The sequence below is a fragment of the Mycobacterium sp. genome (genome assembly GCF_050700595.1).
Lineage (GTDB): Bacteria > Actinomycetota > Actinomycetes > Mycobacteriales > Mycobacteriaceae > Mycobacterium.
Window position 1 is genome coordinate 20,829 of record NZ_JBOHHI010000207.1, and the last position, 6,748, is coordinate 27,576.

7 protein-coding genes are annotated in these 6,748 nt (G+C 67.9%); 3 read left to right on the forward strand and 4 right to left on the reverse strand.

Annotated elements, in window-relative coordinates; translation table 11 throughout:
* Positions 1–35: 35 nt before the first annotated feature.
* Positions 36–869 (forward strand): alpha/beta fold hydrolase, encoded by an 834-nt coding sequence (locus ACRDTL_RS19305; RefSeq protein WP_431508304.1) that lies wholly within the window; start codon positions 36–38, stop codon positions 867–869.
* Here ACRDTL_RS19305 and gabT read toward each other — a convergent pair.
* The 4 genes from gabT to ACRDTL_RS19325 all read right to left on the reverse strand — a co-directional run bounded on the left by gabT (position 852) and on the right by ACRDTL_RS19325 (position 4,467).
* On the reverse strand, positions 852–2,192 hold the full coding sequence (gene gabT / locus ACRDTL_RS19310) for a 4-aminobutyrate--2-oxoglutarate transaminase (protein ID WP_431508305.1): 1,341 nt from the start codon (positions 2,190–2,192) through the stop codon (positions 852–854). The genes ACRDTL_RS19305 and gabT overlap by 18 nt on opposite strands.
* Positions 2,193–2,349: 157 nt before the next feature.
* On the reverse strand, positions 2,350–2,595 hold the full coding sequence (locus tag ACRDTL_RS19315) for a hypothetical protein (RefSeq protein WP_431508306.1): 246 nt from the start codon (positions 2,593–2,595) through the stop codon (positions 2,350–2,352).
* A gap of 59 nt (positions 2,596–2,654) precedes the next feature.
* The gene (locus tag ACRDTL_RS19320) at positions 2,655–3,326 is read right to left on the reverse strand and encodes a nitroreductase family protein (RefSeq protein WP_431508307.1); all 672 of its coding nucleotides are present in this window, start codon (positions 3,324–3,326) and stop codon (positions 2,655–2,657) included.
* 4 nt (positions 3,327–3,330) lie between these two features.
* Positions 3,331–4,467 (reverse strand): amidohydrolase family protein, encoded by a 1,137-nt coding sequence (locus tag ACRDTL_RS19325; RefSeq protein WP_431508308.1) that lies wholly within the window; start codon positions 4,465–4,467, stop codon positions 3,331–3,333.
* 60 nt (positions 4,468–4,527) lie between these two features.
* Between ACRDTL_RS19325 and yajC the strand changes: the two genes are divergently transcribed.
* Together yajC and secD are read left to right on the forward strand one after the other, a co-directional pair.
* The gene (yajC, locus tag ACRDTL_RS19330; RefSeq protein WP_431508309.1) at positions 4,528–4,860 is read left to right on the forward strand and encodes a preprotein translocase subunit YajC; all 333 of its coding nucleotides are present in this window, start codon (positions 4,528–4,530) and stop codon (positions 4,858–4,860) included.
* Between the two features lie 70 nt (positions 4,861–4,930).
* Positions 4,931–6,622 (forward strand): protein translocase subunit SecD, encoded by a 1,692-nt coding sequence (gene secD, locus ACRDTL_RS19335; protein WP_431508310.1) that lies wholly within the window; start codon positions 4,931–4,933, stop codon positions 6,620–6,622.
* The last annotated feature ends 126 nt before the right edge of the window (positions 6,623–6,748 follow it).

Sequence of the window (6,748 nt, forward strand, 5' to 3'; positions counted from 1 at the left end):
TTCGGCTTCCGAAGTAATTCGCGAGAGGTGGTCACATGGACGACACTGATTTCGTCAGCACGAGCCTGGGACGTCTGCATGTGCGGCGCGGCGGCGCAGGGCCTACCGCGGTGTTGTGGCACAGCCTGTTCGTCGATTCACGCTCCTGGGGGCCGGTGTTGGACGCGCTGGCAAGCCGCCGCACCGTGGTCGCGATCGACGGGCCGTCGCACGGACGCAGCGAACCTGTCCGCCGCGACTTCACCTTCGACGAATGCACGCACGCGGCCGGGCAAGCCCTGGACCGACTCGGCATCGCCGAGCCGGTCGACTGGGTCGGCAACGCGTGGGGCGGACATGTCGGCATTCTGCTGGCGGCCGCCCAGCCGCAGCGCATTCGCACGCTGACCACGATCGGCACCCCGGTGCCGGGGCTCAGCACCCGGTTTCGCTGGACCAAGGCGTGGCCGCTGGTCGCCCTATACCGGTTGGCCGGACCCACCCGCTTCCTGTGCAACGCGTTGTCGAACGCGCTATTGGGCCCGGAAGCTGTTGCCGCGCAACCGGGTCAAGCTGCCGTCGTGATCGACGCATTCCGCCGGGCTGATCGGCGCGGCATGCTGCACGCCATGCGCTCGATGATGCTGCACCGGCCGAGTCTCGCCGACCGCCTGCCGCGTATCACCGCGCCCACCCTGATGCTGGCCGCCCGCGACGACGACGAGGGCTGGCCGCCGGGTGAGGCCGAGGCCGCCTGTGCCACCATGCCGAACGCCCGCACCGCCACGGTGGCGGGCACCGGCCGGGTGGCGCCGCTAGTGCTCGACGCGGACCGGACCGTGCAGAGCGTGGTCGGCTTCTGGAATGAAGTCTTAGAGCTCGGCGAGTAGCTCGGCCAGCACGTCGACACCTTCGGTCAGCAACTCGTCGCTGATGCTCAGCGGCGGCAGGAACCGCAGCACGTTGCCGAAAGTGCCGCAGGTCAACACAATGACGCCGGCAGTGCGGGCGGCGGTTGCCAACGCTTCGGTCAGATCGGCATCGGGCTCGGCGCTGCCGGGCTTCACCAACTCGACGGCAATCATGGCCCCGCGGCCGCGCACATCGCCGACCCGATCGTCGTCGCGCTGCAACGCGAGCAGCCGGTCTTTCATCAGCCGCTCGATCTGCCGCGCCCGCTCGACGAGGCCGTCCTTTTCGATGGTGGCGATGGTCGCCAACGCCGCCGCGCAGGCGATCGGATTGCCGCCGAACGTGCTGCCCAGGCCGCTGACGTGCGGGGTGTCCATGATCTCGGCGCGACCGGTCACCGCCGACAGCGGCAGCCCGCCGGCAATGCCCTTGGCGATACAGATCAGGTCGGGCTCGATGCCCTCGTGCTCGCAGGCGAACATCGCCCCGGTGCGCGCGACGCCGCTCTGTATCTCGTCGGCGACGAAGACCACGTCGTTGTTGTGGCACCAGTCCAACAACGTGGGCAGGAACCCCTCGGCCGGCACGATGAACCCGCCCTCGCCCTGGATCGGTTCGATGACGACGGCGGCCAGGTTGTCCGCGCCGACCTGCTTGGCGATGAAGTCGATGGTGCGTCGGGCGGCCAACTCACCGTCGGTGGCCAGCTCCTTGTCGTGCAGGCCGTCGCGGAACGGATATGACAGCGGCGCCCGGTAGACCTCCGGCGCGAACGGCCCGAAGCCGCTTTTGTACGGCATCGACTTCGCGGTCAGCGCCATCGCCAGGTTGGTGCGACCGTGGTAGGCGTGGTCGAACGCCACCACAGCGGGTTTGCGGGTGTGCGAGCGGGCGATCTTGACGGCGTTCTCCACCGCCTCCGCGCCGGAGTTGAACAACACCGTGCGCTTCTCGCCCGAGCCGGGGGTGATCCGGTTGAGCTGTTCGGCGACGGCCACGTAGCCCTCGTAGGGCGTCACCATGAAGCAGGTGTGGGTGAATTCGGCGACTTGGCCCCGCACCGCGTCGACCACCTGCGGCGCGGCGTTGCCGATCGTGGTGACCGCGATGCCGGACCCCAAGTCGATGAGTCGGTTGCCGTCGACGTCCTCGACGATCCCGCCGCCGGCGCGCGCCGCGAAGACCGGCATCGCGTTTCCGACGCCGCGGGCTACCGCCGCAGCGCGGCGCTTGGTCAATTCCAACGACGCTGGACCGGGGATTTCGGTGGCGAGGTGGTGGCTTTGTTCGATGGTGGGCACGTGTCTCCTCGGGCGCAGTGGGGACTCGGGTGGCTATTCGAGCCTATCTGCGACCGAAAGGGGACGAGACCGCGTCCCGCGCGTTAGGCAGGAGGTGCGACGGGTGGCCGGCAGACGTTGGCGGCCGGGTCCCACCCCCATTCGCCGTTGTCACGGTTCAGGGTTGGCCGAGTGGCTTGCACACGTTGTCGCCCGGGTGCCAGTACTGGCCTTCTGGGCAGTTCAGAGGCTGTGGCCCTTCGCCCAGTGGCCGGCAGATGTTGCCGGTCGGGTCCCAATACTGGCCCTCGGCGCAGTTCGGCGGCTGCGCCGAGCTGACCGCCGATGTCGTGAACGTCCCGGCCGTCATCGCCGCTGCCGCAAGCATGACGATTGCCGCCAATTGACCAACAAGGTTTCTCATCGCAGACCTCCAGACAGAACGTGCTCGACGTCGGGTGAACTTATCTGTTACCCCAACCGTCATCCGCCAAACACCGGCCCGTCGACCGAGTCGACGGTGGCGAACGAGGCGACCGGGGCGCGGCGAAGCCGTCGCACCGCCCGAACCGGATGTCCCAGCGCGATCACCGCGGCCAACGCCAGCGGGTCGGACGCGCCGAACAGAGCCTTGACCTGCGGCTCCTCGTGAATCGCGATCGTGGTGATCACCCCGCCCAGGCCCTCCTCGCGGGCGGCGAGCAGGATGCTCCACGCGAACGGGTAGATGGACGCGCCGCCGGCGAACGTATACCGGTCGGTGTCGCGGTCCACCGCGGCCAGCTGCGCCAGGTCGGCGAACAATGCCAGCAGTACCGGGGCCTCGTCGAAGTGTTCGGCGAATCCGCCTGGCGCCAAGGCTTTTCCGGCTTCGATGGCGCGGGATTCGGCGTCGCGGTCGTTGGTGGGCGCCCACGGCCGCAGTCCGGCGACGGTCATGGCCATGTAGTCCCGCGAACCCTGCAGGTACAGATCGCGCAGCCGGCGTCGTCGGCCGGCGTCTTTGACCACCACGATCCGCCACGACTGCGCGTTGGCTCCGCTGGGTGCGAATCGCGCGGTGTCGAGCACCCGCGCCAACACGGCGTCGTCGACGGGTTCTTCGGTGAAGTCGCGGACCGCGCCGGTGGTGCGTAACGCTTCGGTGAGTTCCATCCGGCTAATGGTGCAGCAATGCGTCGATGTTGGCGTGGAACAGACCGGGCATCGCCTGGTCCTCGCAGCCCATCCGGCGGTAGTCGTCGAGCGGTGTGGCGGTGCCCTCGGAGTGCGGGTAGTCGCTGCAGAACATGAACACGTCACCGCTGGACTTGGTCAGCGCCCCGGGGTCCTCGTAGGAGAACGACGACACCTTCACCTGATCGAGGAAGTACTCGCTGGGCCGCCGGGCCAGCCGGGCCACCGGCTTGCCATTGAGTGCAGTGGTGAAATACGACGCCCCGTCCAGCATCAACAGGAATTGCGGCACCCACATCGAACTGAGCTCGACGACGCCGAAGCGCAGTCCGGGATGACGGTCGAGGACGCCGTGCAGGATCAGGTCGGTCAACGCCAGCGCCGGCGGCACCCACAGGAACACCGCCTCGGTCGTCGGCACCAAGTCCTCCGAATCCGGCGGATACCAACAGTCGTCGAAGACCCGCACCTGATCGGCGACGTGGAAGACGGGTGTGACGGCGTGGTCGACGAACGCGGACCAGATCCGGTCGTGGTCGGGATGCGACAACGCCCGCCCGTCGACCGGTCCGGCGCCGATCATCGCCAGCCCGACACCCGCCGCCGCAAGAGTTGCCAGTTCGGCCTCGAGCCACTGCGGGTCGCGCAGGGTGAGGTGTGCGACCGGATGGAGTCGCCCGGCGCCCTCGGCCTGCACGATTGCACACCACCGGTTCCATGCCGTCATGTTCGCGGTCACCGCCGACAGCGACGACGACAGCCGGCGCTCCCACAGCAGACCGTAATTGGGAAACACGACCGCTTCGTCCAGGCCGACCTCGTCGAGCCAGCCGACGCGGGCCGTGGGCTGCCAGTAGGCGGCGGGCAGTGCCTCGTCGTAGCGGTAGGAGGCCGGCCGTCCGGCCCGCTGCCGCTTGCGGTGCTCCCCGCAGGAGGCGGTGTCGCCGGGAAGGTGGACGTCGGCCAACGCCAGCGGCGAGCCGCGCCAGCTCAGCCAGGTATAGCCGAGTTCGTCGTCGACCAGGCTCAGCGCATCCTGGCGGGCCGTCGGGTCGATGTAGTCGGCCCACAATGAGCGGTTCTCGTAAAGGTGCTGGTCGGAATCAACGATGCGGGTCATAAGGTCGTTGTGCCACTCCGGACCCGCGGCGTCAAGACCCGCGATGGCACACTGGCCGTCATGAACCAACTGCTGTTCTTCTTGCCGCTGTTCATCATCTTGGCGGCGTTCATGTTCTTCGCGTCGCGGCGTCAACGACGCGCCATGCAGGCCACCATCGGCCTGCACGAGTCGCTGCGCGTCGGGGACCGGGTGCACACCACCTCCGGATTGCAGGCCAGCATCACCGCCATCACCGACGACACGGTGGACCTCGAGATCGCACCCGGCGTGGTGACCACGTGGATGAAGCTGGCGGTTCGGGACCGCATCGAGCCGGAGGTCCCGGACACCGATGCGGACGACGACGCCGCGGAGCTCACCGCCGATCCGGAGCGACTGCCCAAAGACTGAGATCTGCCGATCGGCACGTACCCTTTTCGGGAGCAGTCGAACGGATCGGCAAGCGAGGAGAGTCAACAACGTGGCATCGCCTTCGGCGCCGGTGTACCCTGCCCGCTACCTGACGGTGTTCCTGGTCATGCTCATCGGCGTGTATCTGCTGGTCTTCCTGACCGGGGACAAGCGGGCCGAACCCAAGCTCGGCATCGATCTGCAGGGCGGCACCCGGGTCACGCTGACCGCCCGAACACCGGACGGATCCGCGCCGACCCGCGAGGCGCTCGCGCAGGCGCAGCAGATCATCAGCGCCCGGGTCAACGGTCTGGGCGTGTCGGGCTCCGAAGTCATCGTCGACGGCGACAACCTGGTCATCACGGTGCCGGGAAATGACGGCAATGAGGCGCGCAACCTGGGCCAGACGGCGCGGCTGTATATCCGGCCGGCGATCAACGCGGTCCCGGCGCAGGCTGCGCCGCCGCCGGGACAGCATCCGCAGCCCGCAACGCCCGGCCAAGCGCCGTCCGGTGAACTTCCCGCCGTGCCGGGTAGCGCCCCTACCAACGAGCCGGCACCGACCGATGAAACGGCGCCCCCGGCGCAGCCGCGGCCCTACCTGCAGGAACCGCCGCCGGCACAACCCGGGCCGCCCGACCCGCGCAAGGACCTCGCCGAGCGCATCGCCAAAGAGAAGCAGTGGCGGCAGACCACCAATCAGGGCGTGCAATTCCTTGCCCTGCAGTTCCAGGCCACCCGCTGCGACCAAGACGACATCCTGGCCGGCAACGACGACCCCAACCTGCCGCTGATCGCCTGTTCGACCGACCACAAAATTGCCTACCAGCTGGCACCGTCGATCATCAGCGGCGACCAGATCCAGAACGCCACCTCGGGGATGGACCAGCGCAGCGCCGGCTACATCGTCGACCTGCAGTTCAAAAGTGCGGCGGCAAACACCTGGGCGGATTTCACCGCCGCCCACATCGGCACCCAAACCGCGTTCACCTTGGACTCACAGGTAGTAAGCGCACCCCGGATCCAGGAAGCGATCCCGGGCGGCCGGACCCAAATCACCGGTGACTTCAACCAAGCAACGGCACGCGATCTGGCCAACGTCCTCAAATACGGGTCGTTGCCGCTGTCGTTCGAATCGTCGGAAGCCGAGACCGTCTCGGCGACACTGGGATTGACGTCGCTGCGAGCCGGCCTGATCGCGGGTGCCATCGGTTTGGCGCTGGTGCTGGTGTACTCGCTGGCGTACTACCGGGTACTGGGGCTGCTGACCGCACTGTCGTTGGTGGCTTCCGGCGCAATGGTTTTCGCGATCCTGGTGCTGTTGGGCCGCTATATCAACTACACCCTGGACCTGGCGGGCATCGCGGGTCTGATCATCGGCATCGGCACCACCGCCGACTCGTTCGTGGTGTTTTTCGAACGCATCAAAGATGAGATCCGCGAAGGCCGTTCGTTCCGGTCGGCGGTACCCCGCGGTTGGGCCCGGGCCCGCAAGACGATCGTTTCCGGCAACGCCGTCACCTTCCTGGCCGCCGCGGTGCTGTACTTCCTGGCGGTCGGCCAGGTGAAGGGGTTCGCTTTCACGCTGGGTCTCACCACGATCCTCGACATCGTGGTGGTGTTCCTGGTGACGTGGCCGCTGGTGTACCTGGCCTCCAAGTCCCCGACGCTGGCCAAGCCGACGTACAACGGCCTGGGGGCCGTGCAGCGGGTCGCCCGCGAGCGCCGGGCCACGACGCACGTGAACACGGGGCGGGGATAACGCGATGGCCGACACCGAAGCGACCGAAGATGCGACCGAAATCACCGAAGCCGGCCCGGGTGCGGTCGAGCTGACCGGCAGTACCGCCCAGGCGCAGCACCACAACTTCCTCTCCCGGCTCTACAC

Coding starts and splice junctions, on each gene's coding strand:
- ACRDTL_RS19305 (WP_431508304.1), top strand. CDS start 36: ATGGACGACACTGATTTCGTCAGCACGAGCCTGGGACGTCTGCATGTG.
- ACRDTL_RS19320 (WP_431508307.1), bottom strand. CDS start 3,326: ATGGAACTCACCGAAGCGTTACGCACCACCGGCGCGGTCCGCGACTTC.
- ACRDTL_RS19325 (WP_431508308.1), bottom strand. CDS start 4,467: ATGACCCGCATCGTTGATTCCGACCAGCACCTTTACGAGAACCGCTCA.
- yajC (WP_431508309.1), top strand. CDS start 4,528: ATGAACCAACTGCTGTTCTTCTTGCCGCTGTTCATCATCTTGGCGGCG.
- ACRDTL_RS19315 (WP_431508306.1), bottom strand. CDS start 2,595: ATGAGAAACCTTGTTGGTCAATTGGCGGCAATCGTCATGCTTGCGGCA.